Annotated in this window: 18 protein-coding genes; 9 read left to right on the forward strand and 9 right to left on the reverse strand. The window is 51.9% G+C overall.

From position 1 onward, the window contains the following. Nucleotides 1-42 precede the first annotated feature (42 nt). Nucleotides 43-363, forward strand: a complete 321-nt coding sequence (locus LFE_RS00755) for a hypothetical protein (protein WP_014448373.1) — start codon at nt 43-45, stop codon at nt 361-363. A gap of 4 nt (nt 364-367) precedes the next feature. Here the strand turns inward: LFE_RS00755 and LFE_RS00760 are convergent, their stop codons facing one another. After that, nucleotides 368-910 carry a hypothetical protein gene (locus LFE_RS00760; RefSeq protein WP_014448374.1) on the reverse strand — a complete coding sequence of 181 codons (543 nt, stop codon included), beginning with the start codon at nt 908-910 and terminating at the stop codon, nt 368-370. 58 nt (nt 911-968) lie between these two features. After that, nucleotides 969-1,208, reverse strand: coding sequence for a hypothetical protein (locus LFE_RS00765; protein ID WP_014448375.1), 240 nt, complete (start codon nt 1,206-1,208; stop codon nt 969-971). 234 nt (nt 1,209-1,442) lie between these two features. On the opposite strand from LFE_RS00765, the gene LFE_RS00770 reads away from it, so the two are divergent. Continuing rightward, complete coding sequence (locus tag LFE_RS00770) at nt 1,443-2,792, forward strand: IS1380-like element ISLefe1 family transposase (protein WP_014448285.1); 1,350 nt, start codon at nt 1,443-1,445, stop codon at nt 2,790-2,792. 212 nt (nt 2,793-3,004) lie between these two features. Here LFE_RS00770 and LFE_RS00775 read toward each other — a convergent pair whose 3' ends face one another. Genes LFE_RS00775 through LFE_RS12795 form a run of 3 tightly spaced genes read right to left on the reverse strand, consistent with a single transcriptional unit; the run spans nt 3,005 to nt 6,159 of the window. Beyond that, nucleotides 3,005-3,397, reverse strand: a complete 393-nt coding sequence (locus LFE_RS00775; protein ID WP_014448376.1) for an OmpA family protein — start codon at nt 3,395-3,397, stop codon at nt 3,005-3,007. Nucleotides 3,398-3,400: 3 nt separating this feature from the next. Next, nucleotides 3,401-4,543: a hypothetical protein gene (locus tag LFE_RS00780; protein ID WP_014448377.1), complete on the reverse strand. Its 1,143-nt coding sequence runs from the start codon at nt 4,541-4,543 to the stop codon at nt 3,401-3,403. 47 nt (nt 4,544-4,590) lie between these two features. Then, the gene (locus LFE_RS12795; RefSeq protein ID WP_050989453.1) at nt 4,591-6,159 is read right to left on the reverse strand and encodes a caspase family protein; all 1,569 of its coding nucleotides are present in this window, start codon (nt 6,157-6,159) and stop codon (nt 4,591-4,593) included. Between the two features lie 271 nt (nt 6,160-6,430). On the opposite strand from LFE_RS12795, the gene LFE_RS00790 reads away from it, so the two are divergent. Both LFE_RS00790 and ettA read left to right on the forward strand, forming a co-directional pair. Further along, nucleotides 6,431-7,519, forward strand: coding sequence for an HNH endonuclease domain-containing protein (locus LFE_RS00790; RefSeq protein ID WP_014448379.1), 1,089 nt, complete (start codon nt 6,431-6,433; stop codon nt 7,517-7,519). A 104-nt stretch (nt 7,520-7,623) separates the two neighbouring features. Next, entirely contained in the window at nt 7,624-9,291 is a 1,668-nt protein-coding gene (gene ettA / locus LFE_RS00795; RefSeq protein ID WP_014448380.1) for an energy-dependent translational throttle protein EttA, read from the forward strand. Between the two features lie 76 nt (nt 9,292-9,367). Here ettA and LFE_RS13865 read toward each other — a convergent pair whose 3' ends face one another. Beyond that, nucleotides 9,368-9,553: a hypothetical protein gene (locus LFE_RS13865; protein ID WP_148272500.1), complete on the reverse strand. Its 186-nt coding sequence runs from the start codon at nt 9,551-9,553 to the stop codon at nt 9,368-9,370. Nucleotides 9,554-9,839: 286 nt separating this feature from the next. Here LFE_RS13865 and LFE_RS00805 point away from each other — a divergent pair, with 286 nt between their 5' ends. The 3 genes from LFE_RS00805 to LFE_RS00815 all read left to right on the forward strand — a co-directional run bounded on the left by LFE_RS00805 (nt 9,840) and on the right by LFE_RS00815 (nt 12,444). After that, the gene (locus LFE_RS00805) at nt 9,840-10,253 is read left to right on the forward strand and encodes a MerC domain-containing protein (protein ID WP_148272501.1); all 414 of its coding nucleotides are present in this window, start codon (nt 9,840-9,842) and stop codon (nt 10,251-10,253) included. Between the two features lie 77 nt (nt 10,254-10,330). Beyond that, a complete protein-coding gene (gene merA, locus LFE_RS00810; RefSeq protein ID WP_014448382.1) occupies nt 10,331-11,980 on the forward strand; it encodes a mercury(II) reductase in 1,650 nt (549 codons plus the stop codon). A gap of 56 nt (nt 11,981-12,036) precedes the next feature. Further along, complete coding sequence (locus LFE_RS00815; protein WP_014448383.1) at nt 12,037-12,444, forward strand: MerR family transcriptional regulator; 408 nt, start codon at nt 12,037-12,039, stop codon at nt 12,442-12,444. A 37-nt stretch (nt 12,445-12,481) separates the two neighbouring features. On the opposite strand, the gene LFE_RS00820 is transcribed toward LFE_RS00815, so the two are convergent. Together LFE_RS00820 and LFE_RS00825 are read right to left on the reverse strand one after the other, a co-directional pair. Next, on the reverse strand, nt 12,482-13,948 hold the full coding sequence (locus LFE_RS00820) for a tetratricopeptide repeat protein (protein WP_014448384.1): 1,467 nt from the start codon (nt 13,946-13,948) through the stop codon (nt 12,482-12,484). Beyond that, entirely contained in the window at nt 13,948-15,039 is a 1,092-nt protein-coding gene (locus tag LFE_RS00825) for a hypothetical protein (RefSeq protein ID WP_014448385.1), read from the reverse strand. The genes LFE_RS00820 and LFE_RS00825 overlap by 1 nt, the downstream gene beginning before the upstream one ends. 211 nt (nt 15,040-15,250) lie before the next feature. Here LFE_RS00825 and LFE_RS00830 point away from each other — a divergent pair, with 211 nt between their 5' ends. Then, nucleotides 15,251-16,519, forward strand: a complete 1,269-nt coding sequence (locus LFE_RS00830) for a metallophosphoesterase family protein (RefSeq protein ID WP_014448386.1) — start codon at nt 15,251-15,253, stop codon at nt 16,517-16,519. Next, a complete protein-coding gene (locus LFE_RS00835) occupies nt 16,516-20,043 on the forward strand; it encodes a YhaN family protein (protein WP_014448387.1) in 3,528 nt (1,175 codons plus the stop codon). The genes LFE_RS00830 and LFE_RS00835 overlap by 4 nt, the downstream gene beginning before the upstream one ends. Here LFE_RS00835 and LFE_RS00840 read toward each other — a convergent pair. After that, the gene (locus tag LFE_RS00840) at nt 20,032-21,483 is read right to left on the reverse strand and encodes a cryptochrome/photolyase family protein (protein WP_014448388.1); all 1,452 of its coding nucleotides are present in this window, start codon (nt 21,481-21,483) and stop codon (nt 20,032-20,034) included. The two genes, LFE_RS00835 and LFE_RS00840, sit on opposite strands and share 12 nt — an antisense overlap. Nucleotides 21,484-21,621 lie beyond the last annotated feature (138 nt).

Here is a 21,621-nt window from a genome sequence, read left to right on the forward strand (position 1 = left end):
CGAGATTTCTTTGGTATGTCCTCATGGAGGAGGGATCGGGTGATGAAGAAAATCGGTCTGTTTTTGATGATGATCACCATTTTTGTGTTTCATGTCGATATGGCTGAAGCGGTGTCTCCTGTCCTGATCGCACCGGACGGAAAGTATCTGGGGAATCTCAACGACAATCCCTATGACCCGAACTCCGTCGCCAATCCCTATGGACAATATGGGAGTCCCTATTCTCCCGATTCGATCAACAATCCCTACGGAGTATACGGAAGTCCCTACTCTCCCCAGTCTCCTAACAATCCCTATGGTCAGGGCCCGTCAGTCATTTCTCCCAATACCGGTGGTTCATTCCAGAATAATCCGGGAAAGTAGGGCCCTAGGGAGATTTTCTCTGTGATGTGATATGACCGTACTGATTGAAGAATTCTTTGAGAGAAAAGTTCTTGACTATTTTCTGGCGGTCTTCCGGGCGTATTTTTTCATAACTGAATCCCATCCATTTCATCTGACCCAGACAATATTGACAGACATCAAGATGAAGAACTTTTTTTTGTCCTGATTGTTCTATCTCGAAATGACCGTCTTCCCTGTTTGAAACCACATAGCGGTCAAATCTGTGGTTGGCCCTCATCTGTCTCAGCTTTGTACAATCACAAATATGAAACTTCGGGAGATTGTCTGAGACCGGGGTCCTGATATAAAGAACGACATGCGCTTCTTTATAGGTCAGTCTCTGGTCCTCAGCGATACGGACCTCTTCAAGAGGAATCTCTATTCCCGATTCCTGCAATTGCTCCTGTTCCGAAAGGGACAAGGTCAGGGGGGGCAGGGAGACCGGCTCAAACTCTCCCAGAGGGGCTTTCATCTTGCTTCTGAGTTCGTTTAAAGCGGCAGACTGAAGAAAGTCAGGGAGTTTCATTCATCCCTCGGGAAGAGTTCTCCGGATTTTTGCAATCGGGAGATTCCAACTCTGAGAGTCATTCCTTTGCCGCCTCTATGATGTTGGCAATTTTGGCTTCAGCATTTGTCCTGACCCTGAACTCGACGCGCTGGGACTGGGAAAAATCTTCTCTCCCTCCATTGTCGAAAACAAGATGGGAAGAGGAGAGGCCATTCGCTGTCAGGAGTTTTTTAAGCCAGTTCTTCTCATTCAAGACTTGGGGAAGTGTCAGGACATATTCGAGTGTGGTTCTTGTTCTGGCCTGGGAGAGTGCCATGTTGCGGAAGTAGGCATCATCTGTTGATACGGCCCCTTTCCAGAAGCTCGAGGTGTGTCCCTCAACCCGAATTTCCCGGATGGAGTCACGATATTTTGGAGAAGCCCAAGAACCGCGATTGAAAGAGAAAAAGTGAGGAAAAAAACAAGAAACCCCTTGTCGTTTCTGGTAAAATGGATGTTGTCAAAGACAACCATTTACCCACCCGAAGGGTGAAACGAAAGGGGCGACTTCATGGTACGACAAACCGTTCTTCCATTCAAACTCGAATCGACCGACGACACGATCACCTCTCAGGCGGGGCTGGTTCTGTTTGGGGAGTTTCTTCAGTCTCTCGGACTGAAGAAGAAGATTGACCGGGCCTTCGGGAAGCCCGGAAGCGGAGCGGGGTACAGAGCCTCGTCCTATGTGGTCCCCCTGTTGCTGATGCTGCAAGGCGGAGGAAGGAGCCTTTGTGACCTTCGGATGATCGCCCAGGACAAGGGACTGTTGGGGCTTCTTGGTATCGGAGAGGTGCCGTCGACGGACGCGTTCGGCCGGTGGCTCCGGCGGATGGGGGCTTCCGACACCGGGTTGTCGGCACTGGAGTCGGTCATCGCCCGGGTTCTGTCGGTTCTGGGCAAGGCACTTCGGAAGAGGCGGAAGAAGGCCGGCCTGTCTTGGGTCCGGGAGGTGACCCTCGACATCGATGCCAGCCAGATCGTGGCGGAAAAGGCCGAAGCCCTGTGGACCTACAAGGGGGAGAAGGGGTACATGCCTCTGGTGGGGCACGTGAAGGAACTCTCCGGGATGGTGATACACGAAGAATTTCGGGAGGGGAACGTCTCTCCGGGAGCGGACCATGTTCCGTTTCTGAAGGACTGCCTCCGGCGTCTTCCGGCAGGGATCCGGATCGCCCGGTTTCGGGCGGACAGCGCGTCGTACCAGGCCTCCGTCATCAATTTCTGCCAGGAGCGGGGAATCCGGTTCGTGATCGGAGCCGATCTGGATGTGGCGGTGCGGGCGGCGATCGGAAGGATCCCCGAGAGCGACTGGAGGCCCTATCAGGACGGTCATATCGCCGAGACGGTGCACACGATGAACAAAACCCACAACGCCTTCCGGCTCATCGTGGTGCGCCGGCGGGTGCAGACCCCTTTGCCGGGAATGGAGGAGGAAGGAGAAAAAGAGGCTTCTCCCGATGTCCGATACAAGGTCCTGGCCACCAGCCACAAGGAGATCCCCGAATGGGTCGTGGCCTGGTACAAGCAGCGGGGAGAGGATTCCGAGAACCGGATCAAGGAGCTGAAGATCGGGTTCGGGATGGAGCGGATGCCCAGTGGAGACACGAAAGCCAACGGGATCTTTTTCCGGATCGGAGTGCTGGCCTACAACCTCTTTCTCCTGTTCCGGGGACAGATTCTGGACGAGAGCTTCAAGCGGGCCCAGGTCCAGACGGTCCGATGGCAGATCTATCAGATGGCCGGGAAAGTGGTGCGTCATGCGGGCGTTCTCGTTCTCAAGGTGGCGGAGGATGTTCTGGCCCCCTTTCGGAGCTTTCGGGAGAGGTGCTGGCGGCTCTGGTGCCGGGAAGGAAGTCCGTAAGACTTCCCTCTTCCTCCACGCCTCCCTGAAAACGCACCCGACCGGAACGGAGGGGAACCTGCGTCCAAAAGAGAGGGGAAAACCCGGAAAAAGCCGAAAACGACCCCGGTTTTCCCTCTTCTGGCCATTAGATCGGGATGCGGTGGGGAATCCTTCCCTTCAAAAATGAAGGCTCCCTCTCTTTACCCCTCTTGCGAGGGCCGGTTTTAAAATCAATTTCGGTTTTTGGGAGAAGAAAGAATCTTGACGTAACGGGGGAAAAAATTGGTCAATATTTCTCTGAATCTGGGTTTTATGGTGTCGGATCCTGTATCAAAGAGAATATCCGGCTCCTTGAAGGAGATGCTCAGGTCCTTGTGGATTTCGGCTCCCCATTCCTTAAGGTCTGGAGTGAATTCTTTTGTCAGGTCCTGATAAAGGTCGACATGGAGTTGATTGTATTGAACCGCTATTGTCCGTATCCGGGCATTGACCGATTCAACTTTTATCATATAGGACAGTGCGATCAGCATGAAGATCATCATCAGGCCCGTCATCAGGTCACTCAGGGGGATCCAGTGTTCGTCCTGGGGGGTGGAGTTTTCTGAAAACGGATCCTGTTCCATGGTCTATCGGGCTCCATTTCCCAATGTCAACACAAGATCCCGAAGTTTATCGGTCAGTGGGGTGTAATCCTCGACGAATTTCTGGCTAAGTGCGGTGAGCTGTTGACCAAGACCGCCGATCGCGCGAGTCAGCTCAGCTTCCAGTGCCTTGTCCAATGCTGCGACCTGGGATTCGGTCCTTTTTGTCGAGGCTTCGATCGACTCACTCAACATCCTTGTTGATGCCTGTACGCCATTGGTCATCTGATTTGAAAACTCCAGAATCTTGGTTTCAATATTGGGAAGAGCATCCGATGCTTTTAAAAGGAGACTCCCCAAGGATGAAAGAGAGTCCTCCATTGCTCTCCTTTGGGTATTGATCTCTGACAGCACGTTTGACAATGTCGTGATCACTGCCTGGGTATCCATACTGGTTTTTGAGAGTGAATCGAAGCCTTCTGACAGGCTTTTCATCAGGTTCGATGATGAGACCTGCTGCGCCGCGATCTGTTTCATTTGATCCTGGTAACTTTCCTGCCAGAGAAGAACTTTTCCGAGAGCTTCATTCAATTGATGAAAGCTTTCACCCACCTGCTGGTTGATTTTGGTATCAAAATCCCGGATGACTTCTTCAAGGGCTGTGATCAGAGCATCTGTTCCACGGTCAGACATGTTTTTCATGAACAGTTCCTGGGAGTCCCGGAGTTTCCCAAACTGGTCATTCGTGTCCTGTCTCAAAAGTTTCATCTGTGACAGGAGCGTGGAATCTTCCTGACCGGCCAGGGCTTTGTGAATGCGTTCAAGTGCTATTGCAAGATCTTTTATGGTGACCTGATTCGGCAGGGAATCATCATTTTTTTGGGAATTGTTCCAGATATCTTTTCCTTTGAAGAATATTGCGAGAAGAATTCCCAAAAGGGAGATCCAAAATGCGGTTCTCAGTCCTTCCAGAAGGGCTGGGAGGCTTTTTTGGACATTATTCGGGTTGAAATTCCAGAGCCCAACCGATATGCCGAGAAAGGTCCCAAAAATACCAATGGTGGTGAAAAAAGCCGGATAGGCAGAACTGTTCCTGTTTGCAAACTTGTTTTGCTTCAGGACGATGAATGCCAGAATGACTACGACAATCATTGCAATGGTGATGGCTGAAATTCCATCTACTGGCATTCTTTGATTCCTTTCCGGAAAAAATGATCTGATTTTCTGGTTTGACGCTATCGAAGCCTGAAGTCTGATTTGGCTCCTGTCGGTAGCGGGGTCAGAGCAGGGGTCTGATCCCGATTTTGAAGACTGGCCATCCGGGAAACATGTTTTTTCAGATAGAGGGCAAGCTCGGAAACAGTGATATGTCCGCCCCTGGCGGCCCCCCCTTCCATGCCACGAAGAAAGTAATAGGTAAAAAGTCCATGTCTGGCTTTCCTGAAAACGCCTGCTTCCTGGTCTGCTCCGGAAGCCGAGAAAAAGGCGAAGTGCTCATTTCCACCGTGTGAATCCAGAAGACCGGATCTTCGGGTGACCTTTAGCGGTCGGAGCCCTTCCGGCATGATGGATCTCGCTCCCGCACCGGAAAAGCAGGAGTCGAGGGCCACAACGATCCTGCGGGACTTCATCAGGGCCAAACTTCTGAAAAGCTCTTTCATTGAATAGGCGGTGTGATCAATGTCGGACGGATCCGAGTCGAAAGGGACAAGATAGGGATCCCCCTTTGGGTCCTCGGTTCCATGTCCGGAATAGTAGACCCAGATGGTAGAGTTCCTGTTGGCATTGCGGTGGATCCACCCAAGGGCACTCCGGATTCTGGAACGGGTTGCCGTTCCTTCGGAAAGTTGTCGGATATGATCGGCAGGGATTCCCAATGAAAGCATCATGCGGAAAACACTTCGCGCATCGTTCAGTGCAAATTCGGCTGAAGGTAGTCCGTCCGGATAGTTTTCGACTCCAATGACAAGTGCAAAGTCATCCGGATGTTCCTGTTCGGTTAAGGGAGGGTGGTCAACATCAGGAGGATTGGTTTCCGGAGAATTTGCCAGGACCACTTTGGGCTTGTGGTCGATTGGTTCCGGCTTTTCATGAATGGAGGAGACAAAAGGAGAAAATGCCTCCGGTGCGATGGTTTCACCCAACATTTCCTGGGCTTTCCTGTTTCCCAGATCGGCAGCTCTCCTGAGCCAATAGAGAGACTTGTCGTGGTCTTTTTGAACCCCCATTCCATTGGAATAGATGATTCCCAGATTCGTTTGGGCAATGGCATAGTTTTGGCGTGCGGCTTTCCGGTACCAGGAAAACGCCTTCCGATCGTTTTTTGAAACACCCAGACCTTTTGAGTAAAGCGTTCCAAGATTATTTTCCGCTCTGGGATAACCCTTTTCTGCAGCTTTCTTGTACCAGGAAAATGCCTGTCCAGGATCTTTGGAAACCCCTGATCCATGTTCGTAGTCCCATGCCAGATTGGTTTCGGCTCTTGGATTTCCTTTTTGGGCTGCCAGAAAATACCAATGAGCGGACTGTGCAGAATCCCGGGAAACCCCCTTCCCCCTGTCAAAAAGGAAACCGAGCTCCGCCTCAGCCGGCGCATAGCCCGAGCGGGCCGAACGGAAAAGCCAGTAGATGGCCATCCTGAGATCCGGCGGGCCGAATGTGCCTTTTTCGTATTCCATGGCCATCCGGTATTGTTCTTTGGGGGAGGTATGGGGTGAGGTCGCTTCCGAATGGATCCCTTCTGCCATGGAGACGGGAGGCGAAGAGCCACAGAGGGTGGCCGAGACAAGGAAAATCGTGATCATTGGTCGGAAAAATCGCTCCATGTCACCGGGCCCTTTTTCAGGAGTGGAGGAGGCTTCTTTTTATGGAACTATCTGTTCGGTAATGATTTTTAGTCCTATGGTAAAGTCTGATTGGTTTCCATCAAGCAGACTTTACCATATATGCTGTTTATTTTTGTAATGGATTATTTGTTATTATGTTTTTGTGCTCATGCTCTCTCGGGAGATTGGTTTTATGACGGGCAATCCTGATATCAGGCAAACTGGCTGAACATTTTCATTGGGGGAGTCAATGCTCTTGCCCGCTTCGGCAACGGTGGATGTCTCCAAGCTTTCAAGAATCTTCAGTAATGTGACCAACTCCTATAAATTTCTGTTTTTCCAGGCTTTGCTCCACACAATCAAATCGATTTCTCCAAATATGGCAGGCTCTGGAGTCAAGATCGACCTACTCTCTCTGGTCTCCAGCATGATAGACACGGCAAGGCCCCTTCTGGAGGAGTATCGGCTTTCATTCGGAGTTCAGGACAGGATGTCTGACATTCTCAAAAGCATGATCGATGAAAAGGCCGGGAACAGAGAAATGGAGAAGCTCAAGCGTTACGTTCCATTTCGTCTTTTGGCACCATTTTTCGAAGATGCGCTTTGCGGGGTAGTGGATCATCAGAAAAACGCACTGATTTCAAGGCATTCCAATGAGTCATTCTGGAGTCCCAATCCACCATTGTACAGGGTGGATCCCGGAAACGGGTTTCTTGTCCTGCACCCTGTATGGGTTAGGTATATCCAGGAAAACTTTCCGATCGTCAAGGACTGGTTCCAGTTTCAGTGGCTATCCTATCTGCAGGACAGGAATCTTGCGGTTCCAAACCTTAAGCACAAGATCGACCCTGATGAAGCCAGGAAATCCATTCCAAAGCCCTACAAGGAGTATTGGAATGATCTCCTTCGTGATAGGGATGTTCGGTGCCTCTATACAGGATCTCTGTTAAAACCCGGAAACTATGCGCTTGATCACTACATTCCCTACTCCTATGTCGCTCACAACGAATTATGGAATCTGGTCCCTTCCAGGATGGAGGCGAATTCGTCAAAAAATGACCGGCTTGCTGCGGAGGATTCCATCAGGAGCTTTTTGGACACTCAATACCTTGGAATCTGTTTTCATAAAAGAGTCTTCCAGCAAGAAACTTTTTCGAAAGTTGCGGAAAGTTATATGACCGGGCTGAAAATCGAGAGGAGACGGATCCTGGAGAAGTCGGTTTTTCAGGAACGGCTCCGGGAAGTGATCCTTAATCTGAGGGATTGTGCAAAACTCACCGGTTTTCCGGATGGTTGGTCCTATCGTGAAGATGAGGACAGAACTGCCCGATCCCATTGACTCATTCAATCCTTTCATCCTTTGTGGTTTCATAAAAATCCGTTCCTGTTGTATCATTCATGGTCACTGTTTGCTTGTTGTCACACTCAAATTTCAGGGGATCCATGGCACAATACGTTTTCACAATGAATCGGGTTGGCAAGGTTGTTCCTCCAAAACGTCAGATCTTAAAAGATATTTCCCTGAGTTTTTTCCCTGGAGCCAAGATTGGTGTCCTGGGGTTGAACGGATCCGGAAAATCGACCGTACTCAAGATTATGGCTGGAATCGACACCGATATTCTTGGCGAAGCCACGCCGATGCCCAATATCAAGATCGGGTATTTGCCCCAGGAGCCGGAACTTGATCCCGAAATGAACGTTCGGGACGCTGTTGAGCAGGCCTTGGGGGAGGTGTTCGATGCCCACAAGAAGCTTGAGGAGCTTTATGCGGCCTATGGCGATCCCGATAATGATTTTGACGCGCTCGCATTGGAACAGGGCCGGCTTGAGGCGATAATCGCCACTTCTGATGGCCACAATCTGAACCAGAAGATGGAAATCGCGGGGGATGCTCTGAGACTGCCCCCCTGGGAGGCGAAAATCGGACATCTTTCCGGAGGGGAAAAACGTCGTGTCGCCTTGTGTCGCCTTTTGCTGTCTAGCCCTGACATGCTCCTTCTCGATGAACCCACGAATCATCTCGATGCGGAGTCTGTCGATTGGCTTGAGCAGTTTCTTCATGAGTTTCCGGGAACCGTGGTTGCTGTTACCCATGACCGCTATTTTCTGGACAATGTCGCGGAATGGATCCTTGAGCTTGATCGTGGACAGGGTATTCCATGGAAGGGAAACTACAGTTCATGGCTTGAACAGAAAGAGAGTCGTCTTGAGGCCGAGTCAAAGCAGGAGTCGGCAAGGATGAAAGCGATGAAGCAGGAGCTTTTGTGGGTCCGGCAAAATGCCAAGGGTCGACAGGCGAAATCCAAAGCCAGAATGGCCCGTTTTGACGAGCTCAGCTCAAAGGACTATCAGGCCAGGAATGAAACCCAGGAGATTTTTATTCCCGTCGGGGAGAGGCTTGGTGACAGCGTCATCGAATTCAAGGGGGTCTCGAAGGGGTACGGAGACAGGCTTTTGATCGATAATCTGTCCTTTTCCATTCCACCCGGAGCCATCGTTGGCATCATCGGTCCAAATGGTGCCGGAAAATCAACCCTTTTCAGGATGATCACCGGAAAAGAAAAACCGGATTCGGGGGAGGTGCTCATTGGAAAGAGCGTGAAGCTTGCCCACGTTGACCAGTCCCGGGAAATGCTTTCCGGCAATCGGACGGTCTTTGAGGAGATTGCGAACGGCTCAGAGGTCATCAAGGTGGGAAGCTACGAAACACCCTCCCGTGCCTATATCGGCCGATTCAACTTCAAGGGGCCGGATCAGCAGAAGATCGTGGGCACCCTTTCCGGTGGAGAAAGGGGAAGACTCCATCTTGCCAAGACATTGATGTCGGGGGGCAATGTCCTTTTGCTGGATGAACCTTCAAATGATCTGGATGTTGAAACATTGCGGGCTCTGGAAGACGCACTTCTGGAGTTTGCGGGTTGTGTCCTCGTGATTTCCCATGACCGGTGGTTCCTTGACCGGATCGCAACGCATATTCTCTCTTTTGAAGGGGATTCTACGGTATCCTTCTTTGACGGGAACTATCAAGAATACGAAGCCGACAAGAAAAAACGCCTCGGAGCCGAAGGGGCAAAACCCAAACGTCTCAGATACAAGCCAATCAGCCGGTAAGAATCATTCCCATGGAACCTGGCATGAGAGGGTGATCCGGCTTCGTTTCAGGATTCTCAAGGAATAGACCGGGGGGCTAGGTGGTTCCCCGGCTTTTCTTTCCCCGGATACTTCTTGTCATATCTTTTGTGGTGAGCCGCACCATCAATGGCACATCCAAAGGCCCGGACCTGCGAGGTCCGCAAACACCATCATTGCGATCCATTCCCTGTTGCTGGCCCATTGAGCCATTCCTGATAAGCCACACTTCCTTTTTGGACATCGTCGCTTCATTCTCCTGTGGCCTGTCCGGCTTTTGTCTGCTCTCACAAGACTCCGGTCCATCCGTTGTGTTGGTTGGAGACTGCAGCCTCTTTTTCACGGGCATTTTACTTCGAGAACTGGAAAAATGATTTCTTCTTGACTCTGGACTAATGTCAAGGGTTTATCCTTGATCTTGAGGTCTGCCTGAGAGGCGGATCGTCTCTCTTTCGTGATTCCTTCCGGGTTGTGAAAAAGAACTCCCGGACAATGTGGATGAAAAGATCTATATGCTGGAAAGGGATTCGATGGACAACAAAAATTTGAAAAAATCCTCAGGTGTTCGGAGCAATGAACCACAGTCATCGGGCATAATGGCAGTGGGTGCCGCCCTGATGACATTTGTTGCAGTATCGTGTTGTGCCGGAGTTCCTGCCCTTCTTTCATTTATCGGAACCATTGGACTGGGAGTCCTGATCAAGAAGCATCTTCTTTTTCCTTTGATGCTGGCTTCCCTGATGATGGGTTCCTGGGGGGCTTTCCTTTCCTACCGGAACCACCAGAACGGTTGGTTTCTGGCGGGATACCTTTTATGCGCACTGGGGATTCCGATGGGAATGAAGTTCTATCATCCGTTGATGTATGCCGGTCTCGCGGGTCTTTTGCTTCTGACGGGTAGCGAGCTATTTCGAAGGCGTAAAAAGACGGCGTTTTGCGGATAAGAATTCCGGAAAAGACCAAGAGTGAGATCCGGGTCAGCTTGGAGCTGACCCCCAGGTTCAATCAGAAGGAGTTCAGGATGGAAAAGATTGCTTTTCGTGTTGAGGAAATGACCTGTGACCATTGTGCTTTGACCATCGAGAAAACGCTTCTCAAAAATCCCAATGTCATTTCAGCCCGAGTCTCTTATGCCAGGGGAGCAGGTGAGATTGAAGTCAAGGAGCCGGCGTCCTTCGAAGAGCTTCAAAAAGAGGTCCATGAGGAAGGGTATGAACTTTTTCCGGGTGATCCGGCTTCATTTGGCGGCCCGGACGTTTCTTCCGACACATCCTTGCGGCATATCGTCATCATCGGAGCCGGATCAGGGGCCTTTGCCGCAGCCCTCCGAGCCTCCGAGCTGGGCGCTCGGGTCACTCTCGTGGAACGGGGGACGATTGGCGGAACTTGTGTCAATGTCGGATGTGTTCCTTCGAAGATATTGATCCGTCAGGCACATCATGTCCATCAGTCCATGTGTCCTCCTTTTGAGGGCATTCGGCCGACAACGCCGGAGTTTTCAGCCCCTCTTCTGAAGAAACAGCGAGAAGGGAGAGTGCTCGAGCTTCGGGAAGAAAAATACAGCCGTCTTCTGAGGGATCTTCCAAATGTCACCTTCATCGAGGGAACGGCCTCTTTTCAAAGTGAGACAGTTGTTCTTGTCCGGAAAAAGGACGGGAGTGAAGAGTCTCTGGTGGCGGATCGTATCCTTGTGGCAACAGGAAGTCGTCCCCATGTTCCGGAGATTCCCGGACTCGCCGGAGCCCCTTTCTGGACTTCGACCGAAGCCTTGTTTTCAAATGATGTACCAAAGGAGATGATCATTCTGGGCGGTGGATTTGTGGCGCTTGAAATCGGGCAGGCCATGCAGCGTCTCGGGAGCCGCGTGACGATTATCGACCGGAATCCGCAAATCCTGAAACGGATGGATGCGGACATCGGCAAAAGTCTCCAGACTTACCTCGCTGGTGAGGGGATCCGTTTTCTGTTGAACGCAAAGGTTCTTGGTGTCGAGTTTGAGAACGGAAAGTTTACTCTCCAATTGGATGGGATGACGGTTGAGGGAGATGGCTGCCTGGTTGCGACAGGGCGGACACCGAATACTTTTGGACTGTCTCTTGAAAAGGCTGGGGTGATCACCACACAGAATGGGTCGATCGTTGTCAATGATCGATTGGAAACGAATGTTCCTGGTATATTTGCTGTTGGGGACTGCACCAATCTTCCAAAGTTCGTTTATGTGTCGGCAGCCTCCGGAACCCGGGCCGCGATCAATATGATGGGAAAAGAGACTGCCAATCTGGACCTTTCGGTTCTTCCCGAAGTCATTTTCACAGATCCGCAGGTGGCTGTGGTCGGCCTCTCCGAGGCGGATGCTCTTTCGCGAGGAATGGAAGTCGATGTCCGGACAGTTTCCCTGGATCAGGTTCCAAGGGCACTTGCCAATTTCGATACGAGAGGATGGGTCAAAATGGTAGCGGAGAAAAAAACCGGCCGTTTGATTGGAGTCCAGGTGTTGGCTCCGGAAGGGGGAGAAGTCATCCAGACGGCCGCAATGGCGATTGCTGGCGGGAGGACAGTCCGGGAGATTGGAGACCAGTTTTTCCCCTATTTGACAATGGTGGAAAGCCTGAAGCTCTGTGCCCAGTCTTTTTACAAGGATGTCAAACAGCTTTCATGCTGTGCGGGATAGTCTGGAATGGATTTTGGGCTTGCCCGAGACAGGGAAACCAATCTGAGGATGATCGCATGACCCATCTTCCGATCGGAAAGGTCGCAAGACTTTCCGGTGTCAGCATCGATACCATCCGCTTTTATGAGAGAAACGGATTGATCCCGGATCCCCCGCGAAGGGAGTCGGGATACCGGGACTATCCGGAGGAAACGGTCTTCCGGCTGAAGTTTATCAAGAATGCGAAGGAGATTGGCTTCACCCTCGCGGAAATTCGGGAGCTTCTTGGGCTTCGGACAACAAAGGAAACCAATTGCGAATCGGTGCAGAAGATGGCTGAGGAGAAAATCCGGGTGGTGAAGGAGAAAATCCGGAATCTCGAAGGGATCCAGGTGGCTCTTGAGAAACTTCTGGAAAGTTGCCGGGAACCGGGTCATACATCCGAATGCCCCATTCTGGACGTTTTGGAAAAACATAACGTCTGAACCCATTCCCCGGGACCCGGGGAATGGGCGTGTGAGTCTAAAGCCAGACGTTGATTCCGAACATCATGGTGGTCACGGCACCCACATAGGCAGCGGCCAGGGACTCGTAAGACAGATTGGCATAAAACTCCAGATGTTCATTGGCCTGGACCGATGCGCCGATGTCGGCCTGAAGGCCTGCGAGTGGCCCTGGAGTGTCGAATGTCCCCACAACTCCTCCCAGCTGTCCATTTAAAACCACATAACGACCCAGCTGGTCGAGTGTTGAAAGTCCGGCAAACCCAAAATTTGACGACAGAAGGACGGGCACCAGATTGGTTGCGTTCGGGATAAAAGGTGTGAAGGACTGCGTATCATATCCCGCGACGAGATGAAGATCTGGTTTTTTCAGAAAGTTCCAGTCGACCGCGACCATTGTGTTGTGATTGATTCCAAAGGGTGTCTGACTTCCGCCCAGAGTGTCGTAGGTGTATTCGTACTCTCCTGACAGGGACAGGTTCGGAATCAGGGAAACAGTCGCGTTCAGAAGCCCTCCGGACTGGAGTGCGCCTTCGAGGATGGCTTGTCCGTATCCGCTCCAGGGAAGTTGATACCACCCTTGTCCATCGATCCTTAGCCTTCCGAGCGGAAGGTCAAGGTGTCCGTAAAGTCCGGCATTGACCTGATTGCCTGCGAAGACATCCCCTGCATCAAGAAGGTACTGGAGTCCATCCGGTCCCTGCCCGTCCACACCGGCAAAAAGGTAGGACTCAAGGCCGCTGGTCTGTCCTGATGCCGATCCCACGTAAAGATTGGTCCCCGCCTGAAAATGGACAGTATCTTTCAAAAGGGGTGTTTCTGCGGTGATCCCGGTTCCGATGGAGGAACCACCCGAATATCCGATGTCGACATTCTGGATGTGGATATGGTAATCCGAATTTTCCATCTCGTAGGTGGATGGTGACTGGAATGGAGGGGGAACCGGTTCCTGAAAGTTGATGTTCTGGTCAAAGGTTTCAAGGGGCGGGGTTGACAGCACAAGGACCTCAAGCGTTTTTTTGTCTTCGGTGACCTTTTCCTTTTCTTTTTGGGACAGTGTCGGATCTCTGGAAAGCCGGTTCAGGATTGTTCTGGAGCGGGACATGTTTCCCTGTTCCATCAGAAGCTCCGCTTTCAGCCTGAGAAGAGTCTTGTCATCGGGATATTGACTGATTCCCTTGTCCAGAATGGCAATCCCCTTTCCGGGTTGATGGATTTTCCGGGCGATACGGGCTCCAAGTGTATATGCCTCGCGTCTTTTGGGATGAAATTTGATGTAGTTGCCAATCTGTTGCTCTGCCAGGGAAAATTTTCTTTTGGCAATACTGTTGTTGATCGTCTTCCAGTCATGATCCGAAGGGGCTGACCCGGATGATTCTTCAGCGAAACCGTTGCCAACACTAAAAAGGGCTCCGGTCAGGGAGCCCAGAAGGGCAATGATGAGAAAGGCCGGGACTCTCCCGGCCTTTTTGTCAGATCCGCCCATTATCGGGAATGTCTGTGCATTCGGGCATGATACCCCGCATGGTGGGATGGGGAGTAGAGCGCGGCAACCCTTTCATGGGATCCCTGCATGATCTCCCTTGTAGCTTCTTCGTGGCCAAAAGCGGATCTTCCGAGTTCGGGATGATGGTCGTCTCCATCATGGTGCATGGAGGCTTCGGGAGATTCCCTGTCCCGGAAATCCCGGTCTGCCCGGTCATAGTCGAACCGATTGTCAGCACGAAGGGCTCTGAGGCGGTTCTTCAGCATGAAAATCCTTCTCTTGACCGAAGCGATATCCGCGGCGCGATCGGGATTGGGTGCCTTCTGGCTGTTGAGCGCGGTGAGCCTCGCCCTGAGTTTTGCGATCTTGGCCTTCAATTGGGCGATATCCGCAGCGCGATCGGGATTGGGTGTCTTCTGGCTGTTGAGCGCGGTGAGCCTCGCCCTGAGCTTTGCGATCTTGGCCTTCAATTGGGCGATATCCGCGGCGCGATCGGGATTGGGTGTCTTCTGGCTGTTGAGCGCGGTGAGCCTCGCCCTGAGCTTTGTGATCTCTGCTTTCAGCTGGGCGATATCTGCGGCGCGATCGGGATTGGGTGTCTTCTGGCTGTTGAGCGCGGTGAGTCTTGCCCTGAGCTTTGTGATCTCTGCTTTCAGCTGGGCGATATCCGCAGCGCGATCGGGATTGAGTGCCTTCTGGCTGTTGAGCGCGGTGAGTCTTGCCCTGAGCTTTGTGATCTCTGCTTTCAGCTGGGCGATATCCGCAGCGCGATCAGGATTGGGTGCCTTCTGGCTGTTGAGCGCGGTGAGCCTTGCCCTGAGTTTTGTGATCTCTGCTTTCAGTGCGGCGATGTCGGCTGTGCGATCGGGATTGCCTAATTTATTGGCTCTGAGTGTTTTAAGCCGATCGGTCAGTTTGATGATTTCATTTTTGATGTCAAGACTATCCGCTTTCAAATCCGTGTTTTCATTCGTGGACTGGCCTGTTGGTGTTGTTGAGCGGCTTGAGAGGGATGTCGATCCATGGGCAAATCCTACTCCGGCAATCAGTGAGACAATGATGACCGCCGGGACAGTTTTTTTGAAGTTCATGTGGATCTCCTTTTTATGAGGTTGAACGAAAAGAACCGGGGAACTCTAACAAAATTTTTCAGAAATGGATGTGATTTGGATCAAGCTTCGGAGGAGCGGCTTGAAAAACTGTCCGTCCTTTTTTTTAGCAGGGAACTTCTCTAAAGTAGGCTAAGGCTTCTGGTTCCATTGGAAGGACCGTTTTCTTGTCCGGGAGGAGGATTGTGTGTCAATGTTTCGTTTTGTACATGCCGCGGATATCCACCTTGACAGTCCCCTCAGAGGGTTGTCGGGACAGGAGGGAGACAATGCAAGACGCATCCGGAAGGCAACTCGGGAAGCCTTTGAAAATCTTGTGACCCGGTCGATTGAAGAGAAGGTGGATTTTATGATCCTGTCCGGAGATCTCTATGACGGAGACTGGAAGGATTATCAGACCGGACTCTTTTTCGTTGCCCAGATGGGCAGGCTTTCCTCTGAAGATATTCCTGTTTTTCTGGTTTATGGAAATCATGATGCGGCAAGCCAGATGACCCGAAGCCTCAACCTTCCCCCGAATGTCAATCTCTTTGGAACCCATCATGCCCATACGTTTCTGATCCCGGACCTGTCTGTCGCCATTCATGGAATGAGCTTCCGACAAAGGGATGTGACGGACAATCTGGTTCCGGGATTTCCCGATCCGGTTCCGGATATGTTCAACATCGGTGTCTTGCACACGGGACTTGGAGGTTTGGGTGGCCATGCCAATTATGCACCCTGCAGCTCCGGGGAACTGATTGCCAAGGGCTATGACTACTGGGCCTTGGGCCATGTGCATCAGGGACAGGTGATCAACCGGACCCCCTATATCGTTTTTCCGGGAAATTTACAGGGGAGACATATTCGCGAGACGGGGCCAAAAGGGGCCTGCATCATCTCCGTCAATGAAGGCGCTGTCGCTGATCTTGGCCTTCTGGCGGTCGATGTTGTCCGATGGGAAGTCCTGACTGTCAATGCCGGTCCGGAAGACTCCTTTTCCGATATCATCAACCGGATCCGCGAAGAGATCCGGACCGTATCGGGAGAGATGGATGGACGTCTTCTGGCTTGCAGGATCCTGATTGAGGGAAAGACAAAAATCCACTTCCAGCTGGAGTCATCGAGGGAGCCACTCCTGGCCGAAGCACGCTCCGCCGCCCTGTCCCTTGGATCGTCCGTGGCCTGGGTGGAGCGGGTTGTCGTCCAAACTGAGCCAATGGGGATCGGTGTTGATGAAAAGGAAGAGACGTCTTTCATGGATCTGGCGCAGATTCTCGGGAAGGCGAAGGACGATCCGGAGCTTTTGAAGATGATGGAATCTCAGTTGGGTGAATTGGTCCAGACGCTGCCGTATGACCTCCGGATCGATAATGAAGATATCGCATTGAAATCTGCCATTGACAGGGAATATGGGGAACTCCTGTCACCTGTCATCAGATTTTTATTGGCCGATATCCGTGAGCAGGGTCAGAAATCATGAGGCTCAGCCGGCTGGATCTCAAAAGGTATGGACGATTTACGGATGCTGTCATTGATTTTCCGGCTGGGACTCATGACTTTCATCTTGTTTTCGGACCGAATGAAGCAGGCAAATCGACAACCCTGTCCGCCATTTCCGACCTCTTGTACGGGATTTCCCATAATTCCCCCTATAACTTTCTTCATTCGTATGGAGACATGCGAATTGGTGCCGTTCTGGAAAATCCAACTTCGTCGATTGAGTTTTTTCGGAGGAAGGGAAAGAAGGAGACATTGCTGTCCGGAGATGGCACGGCTCACCCTTTGGGAGACGGAGCTCTTTCGCCATTTCTCGGAGGCTACGACAGGGTGTTTTTTGAAAGGATGTTCAGTCTGGATTACCCCAGACTCAATGAGGGTGGCCGGGAGCTTCTCGAGGCGCGGGATGATGCGGGGCAGATTCTGTTTTCCGCCGGGACGGGGATAGCGGGTCTCAGGAAACATCTCGACTCCATCGAGGCCAAGCTTGACGGTTTGTGGGGAGCAAGGCGGTCTTCCAAAAGAAAGTACAGCCAGCTTGAGGAAAGGCTGAAAGACAATGAGCGCATACTCCGGGAACACAGCCTTTCAGGGAGCAAATGGCTGTCATTGAAGGAAGAGGTTTCAAGAATACGGGATGAGTGTGATCGGGTTGATCGCCAGATCTTTGAAAAGACATTGTCTCTCCGAAAATTGGAGCGTGTCCGAAGGGTTTTCCGGGATCTGGTCCGTTTTGACCAGATCGAGTCGGAGATAGCCTCGATCGGTCAATTGCCCTTTCTTCCGGGGAACGCCCGGGAGAAACTTGAGTCTGCTCAGGAGAAAATCACGGGAGCACGGATTCAGGGGGAGACACTGAAAGAACGTCTGGAACACTCCATTTCCGATCGGAAAAAGATTCTTCCGGATGAAAAGATTTTGTCCAGGGCCAATGAGATTGCCCGTCTTCATGAAGTGAGAATTCATGTCCAGAAGGCTCTGGAGGATCTTCCCAAACGTCAGTCGGAGCTTTTATCCATGGTCGGGGAGCTTCGTTCATTGGCGAGGGAGCTTTCCTGGGAGACGTTGGAAGCGGATCTCCTGCTTTCGATGATCCCACCCCGGTCCCGTTCGGTTGCGGTTTCGAAACGTCTCTCCGAACGGGTGGAATTGCTGTCCTTTCTGTCGGCTGCCGAGAGGGCACTCATGGAAGCGAGGGCTGCCCAGGATGGCTTACAAAAGAGGCAACTGGGAATGATGCCTCCTGTCGATCTGACGGGTCTTGAGTCAGCGCTGTCGGCTTATCGGAACGCATCTCATTTGCTCTCTCCACTGGAGAGCTTTCGGAAGGAACGCTCAGAGCATGATTCGGAGATCCGTTTGCGTCTTGCCTCCCTGGTCCCTTCAGTCCGTTCTTTGGAGGACCTGTTGTCCATCCATCCCCCGGGAATGGGGCAGATCCATGAGTTTCAGGATCGCTTCAAGGATTGGGAGCTCATGGAAAGGGATCGAAGCCGTAAGGTGGAGGCGGCGAGACAGGAGATCGGCAGCCTGTCCGCCAGCCGCGACGGAATTTTTCAACGCGAGAGACTGGTGACGAAAGACATTCTTGAAAGCCTGAGGGAGAAACGGAATCAGGCATGGGAGGTGGTCAAGTACATCCATGTCCATGGCGCCCCTCCCCCCGGATCAGGGACGGCCGAAAATCCGGGAAAAAAGGATCCGGTCTCATCTTTTGAGGAGCTCCAGAGGGAAGTCGATGTTGTCTCCGACAGGCGTTTCGACAATGCGCATTTTGAGGCGTCTGTCAGAGTCATTGCCCAGAAGCTTGATGAACAGCAGGGTCTTCTCGATGAGCTGCTCGCGCAGGATCAGTTGGCTCTTGGTGTTCGTGAGGGGCTCTTTCGGGAGTGGAAGGATCTATGGGAAGGAGCCCCGTTTTTTCCGGACTCTCCGGAAGTGATGCTGAAATGGGCTATGGATCGGGAGGCACTTCTGGAACTGTCCTCCAGACGGGAGTTGTGTGAAGAAAAAATAAGAATGGTCTCAGGGGAGATCTCAAGTCTTCGCTCCCGTTTTGAAAGGGAGCTTTTGTCCCTGGAGGAAAAACGGAATCTGACAGGAGAAGAGTCTCTTGAGTTTCTGGTCGAAATGTCTGAAAAACGTCTTCGCGAGCTGTCAGAAGGGGCTTCCCTCTGGAAGCTTTTGAACCAGCAGGTTCAAAAGGGTGAAGAAGAGGTAAATCGAAGGCAGCTGGAGCTTGATCTGGCGATCAGACGATTTCGGGAATGGGAATCCCGATGGGAGAATGCGGTCAGGGAGATCGGAATTGTCTCCTCCCGGGATCCGGAGGCGGTCTCTCAGTTTCTTGAAATCATTGATCGCATGAGAGTTCTGGAAGAACCTGTCCGGGATCTGACCCATCGCGTTCGGTCGATTCAAAAGGATGCGGATGATTTTCATGGGATGGTTCGCTCCCTTGTTCCCCTGGTCGCACCCGATCTTTTGGGGGAGACGCCCGATGACTCGATGAGAATCATCGAGAAAAGGCTCGAACAGTCCCAGATGGCGGTGGAGCTTTGCCAACAGAAAGATCAGGATATCCTTTCCATAGAGAAATCGATCCGGCATTATCGGGAGCTTGACCGGGAAGGGTCGGAAACCATCCGGACCCTTCTCGAGGCCGCGAACGTCCCTGATGGCTCAAGTCTTGCCGAAATCATTTTAAAGAAGGAGCGGATGCTGGCTCTTGAAGCCGAGAAGGAGCTCCTTTCCGCCGCTCTTTTCAAGAACGGAGACGGGTATTCGTTTCCTGATTTGAGGAGAGAGTGCGAAGAGATTCCCGATCCAGCTCTTTTGGCGGAGCTCGTGGAGGAGGGAACTGGGGAAATGGAGTCCCTGAGATCGCACTACAAGGTGCTTCTTGAGGAAAGGACCCGCCTCAATAATGCGTTTTCTTCCCTTGGGGGGGATCTGTTGGCTGTGGAGGCTGCCTCTGATCGTCAAAGGATCCTTTCGGAAATGAGGGAAGTGGCGGAGCAGGTTGTCTATCTGAAAGGTTCCTCGATCCTCCTGAGATGGTCTATTGACCGCTACCGGAAAGAGCATCAGGGTCCTCTGCTTTCAAGGGCGAGCGTGTTGTTTTCTCGTCTGACGCTTGGATCATTTGAGTCGCTGGGGATTGATTATGACGATGAGGACCGGATGGGGATCCTGGGATTCCGTCCGGATGGTCCTCCGGTGGGTGTTTCCCAGATGAGCACCGGTACCGCCGACCAGCTTTTCCTTGCGCTCCGGCTTGCCGCTGTCCATGAGTTTTTGGACCACTCGATTCCGATGCCATTCATAGCGGACGATTTGCTGATCAACCTTGATGATGGCCGGGCGAAAGCGGCATTGGAGGTTCTCTGGGAGTTGTCGGCAAAAACCCAGGTGATCTTTTTGACCCATCACCAGCATCTTGTGGAGTTGGGGCGGGAGACTCTGGGCGAAAGGGTTCCGGTTTCGGTTTTGTCGTCAAGCCATTAACTCCGGCTTCTGCCCCTTTCCTCCAAGAGCACCAAACAGTGCCAATGCCTCCTGCCGGGCATAAGAATGGTCAACGATAGGGGCGGGATAAGTCTTGCCCAGGATGATTCCGGCTCGTTTCAGAAGAGGCTCCGGTGCTTCCCATGGACGATGGATCCATTGGTTGGGCAGGCCCTTGATTTCCGGAATCCATTTGCGGATTGCAATGCCCTCCGGATCATACCGCTCTCCCTGAAGGACAGGGTTGTAAATCCGGAAGTATGGGGCGGCATCCACACCCATTCCAGAGACCCACTGCCAGGAAACGGTATTGTTTGCAAGGTCATGGTCAACAAGTGTTTCCCGGAACCACCGTGCCCCCTCCTTCCAGGAAATCAGGAGATCTTTCGTGAGAAAGCTTGCGGAGATCATTCTGGACCTGTTCGGAATATAGCCTATAGCCCACAGCTGCCTCATGGTGGCATCAATGACCGGATAACCCGTCTTTCCCGATTTCCAGGCCAAGAGGGCTTCAGGATTGTCTTTCCATGGAAAGCTGGAGAATTTTGGCTGAAAGGGTTCTGAGATCATTTTGGGAAAATGGATCAGCAGATATCGTGAAAACTCTCGCCATCCCAATTCTGAAAGGAACTTCTCCCCGTCATTCTGCCAGCCGGGATGTTCATGCATTTTATCAAGTGTTGCCCGGACGATTTGCCTGGAGGTGATTTCTCCGGCATGAAGAAAAGGAGAAAGCATCGAATAGCCCTCATGGTCGAGCCGATCCCGATTCTTCTCATAGGATTGAAGTCTTTCGTCAAGAAAGGTGTTCAGAGTCATGTGGGCCTGTTCTTCTCCCGGGATCCACTTCTCTCTCATTTCTTTTGCCCAGTCGGGTCTGGATGGATTCCATCCCCATTCGGGAAGATACTCTGAAATCACAGAAAATTCCGGTGGAAAGATCCTCTCCGGGGCGGGAAAAGGGGCTGAAGGGTCCAGTGCGGGCCGAAGACGTTTCCAGAATTGGCCAAATACCCGGTACGGGCCGTTTTTCCCCATCATGGATTCGGGGTCTGAAAGAAGATCGGGGGGATAGGTTTCCACTTTCAGCCCGGTGGAGAGAAGCTCTTTTTTAAGAGAGAGGTCAAAGGTTTTTGCCCATGGTTCTGTAAGCTCATTCCAGACAATTTTTTGAGCATTTGATCTTTTTGCAAAATGGACAAGGACTTCTTTCGTGGATCCCCGGGCAAAGACAAGCGGGGATCCTGTCGATGAAAGAGAGCGGGCAAGGGAAAGAAGGCTTTCGTGAAGCCACCAGCGGGAGGCTCCTTCTTCCTGCTCGGGAAGGGTTTCATCCCAAATGTAAACGGGAAGAATCGGACCGGAGCGGGCGGAGTGGAAAAGGGCGGGATTGTCTTTAAGCCTGAGATCTTTTCTGAACCAGACGATAGAGGTGTTCACGTGATCTTCCTTATCCATGGGAGTCTTTTCGAAAAGGCTCTTGTGGCATCTGTATCAGGGGAGCTTGAGCCCGGGGATTCGAGGTGAGAAAATCCTTCGATGGTCCTGATCCTTTTTAAACTGATTCCTTGAGGGAAA

This window comes from Leptospirillum ferrooxidans C2-3, from assembly GCF_000284315.1.
GTDB lineage: Bacteria > Nitrospirota > Leptospirillia > Leptospirillales > Leptospirillaceae > Leptospirillum > Leptospirillum ferrooxidans.